A 2,079-nucleotide genomic window follows, 5' to 3' on the forward strand; every position below is an offset into this window, starting at 1 on the left:
TGAAGTTGCCGTTGGATCCGTAGATGGCCAGGGAGACCAGCAGGGTGACCGAGACGACCACGATCAGGGAGGTGCGCACGGCGTTGCCGGGGCGTGTCATTCCATCTGTGTAAGTCCGAGGTGGTCCATCATCGGACCGCCGTTGGGGCGGACAGAAGGAGTGTTTTGTGACCAAGACCACGAAGGCGCCGGCTCAGGACAAGACGGCGGCCCGACGGTTGGCGGAGGCGTTCAGCGCCGACACACTGGATTCGCTGATCGCCGATGCAGTGAAATCGGGGACCCCGATCGACGGCGCGGACGGTTTGCTCAACGAGCTGACCAAGGCCGTGCTCGAGCGTGCCCTGAATTCGGAGTTGACCCATCACCTGGGTTACGAGGCCGGCGATCCGGCCGGGCGCGGATCGGGCAATTCCCGCAACGGCACCACACCGAAAACGGTAGCCACCGTCAACGGCCCGGTGCGTATCGAGGCGCCGCGCGATCGCAACGGCTCGTTCGAGCCGGCGATCGTGCCGAAGAAAACCCGGCGACTCAACAACATTAATTCGGTGGTGCTGTCGCTGTATTCACGCGGCATGACCACCCGCGATATCGAAGCCCATCTGGCCGAGGTGTACGGGGCATCGGTGTCGCGGGAGCTGATCTCGAATATCACCGAGGTGGTTGTCGATGAGATCAAGGCCTGGCAGTCTCGGCCCCTGGATGAGGTCTATCCGATCCTCTATATCGACGGTCTGCGGCTGCGGATCGGCGACAACGGGGTCATCACCACCAAGGTGGCCTATCTGGCCATTGGCGTGGATCTCGACGGTCGCAAACACGCCCTGGGCTGCTGGATCCAAGACAGCGAGGGCGCGAAGTTCTGGCAGAAGGTCGTCATCGACCTACGCAACCGCGGCGTGCGCGACATCCTCATCGCCTGCTGCGACGGCCTGACCGGTCTGCCCGATGCGATCCGCTCGATCTACCCCGATACGGTCGTGCAGACGTGCGTGGTGCACGTCATCCGCAACGCGATGCGGTTCGTGTCTTACAAGGACCGCAAAAAGGTCGCCACCGCGATGCGGACGATCTACACCGCGCCCACCGTCGATGGCGCTGAATTGGCACTCAAGGAGTTCGATCAGCAATTCGGCACCCAGTACCCGGGCGCGATCGACGTGTGGCGGGGCGCCTGGCCAGAATTCGTGCCGTTCCTGGACTATCCGGTGGAGCTACGCAAGATCGTCTACACCACTAACGCCATCGAGTCGATCAACTTCCAGCTGCGCAAAATCACCAAGAACCGGGGCCATTTCCCGGACAAGGACGCCGCGATGAAGTTGCTGTACCTCGGGCTGCGCAACATCTCCAGCGAGAGAGGAGGCTATTCCGGGACCGGAACCCACAACTGGACCGTGGCACTCAACACGCTCGCCAGGCTGTTCCCCGGTCGAATCCCGTTGTGCTAGAGTACAACTCGTAGTCAAATCATCTCTGACTTACACAGAATTCGTGACAGGCTCCGTTGCCGACCGCGACCCCGACTCCGGAGGGGCCGCCGGTGGCGAAGTAGCCGAAGTAGGTGTGGATCAACAAGATCGTGATCGCCATCAACACCGCCTGCAAAAAACTCCACAACAAGTCGATCGGGTTCAAAAAGGTGTTGAAGTAATGGTCATAGAGCCCGCCGGACTGACCGAACAACACCACCGTGGTGAACTGACTGGCGACGAACGACAAGATGACCGCGATCGAATACAGCGGCGTGATCGCCACCATCCCCGCCACAATCCGAGTCGACACCAGATACTCCACCGGCGGGATCCCCATCGACTCCAGGGCGTCGATCTCCTCATTGATCCGCATCGCCCCCAACTGCGCGGTCACCCCAGCCCCGAACGTGGCCGCCAACCCGATCCCGGCCACCACCGGCGCACTGATCCGCACATTGATGAAGGCAGCAAGGAACCCCGTCAACGCTTCGATACCGATATTGCCCAACGACGAATACCCCTGCACCGCCAGAGTGCCGCCGGCAGCCAGGGTCAAAAACCCGACGATCACCACCGTGCCGCCGATCATCGCCAACGTCCC

2 protein-coding genes and 1 pseudogene are annotated in these 2,079 nt (G+C 61.7%); 1 reads left to right on the forward strand and 2 read right to left on the reverse strand.

From position 1 onward, the window contains the following. Window positions 1-88 (reverse strand): annotated as a pseudogene (locus MSZK_RS33655) (ABC transporter permease); the annotation flags it as partial. Window positions 89-218: 130 nt separating this feature from the next. Between MSZK_RS33655 and MSZK_RS29950 the strand changes: the two are divergent. Continuing rightward, window positions 219-1,454: an IS256 family transposase gene (locus tag MSZK_RS29950; RefSeq protein WP_065023304.1), complete on the forward strand. Its 1,236-nt coding sequence runs from the start codon at window positions 219-221 to the stop codon at window positions 1,452-1,454. Window positions 1,455-1,473: 19 nt separating this feature from the next. Here the strand turns inward: MSZK_RS29950 and MSZK_RS29955 are convergent. Beyond that, window positions 1,474-2,079, reverse strand: a 606-nt coding sequence (locus MSZK_RS29955; RefSeq protein ID WP_099252156.1) for an ABC transporter permease, incomplete at its 5' end; no start/stop codon positions are given.

It is taken from the genome of Mycobacterium sp. shizuoka-1 (genome assembly GCF_002723835.1).
Classification (GTDB): domain Bacteria; phylum Actinomycetota; class Actinomycetes; order Mycobacteriales; family Mycobacteriaceae; genus Mycobacterium.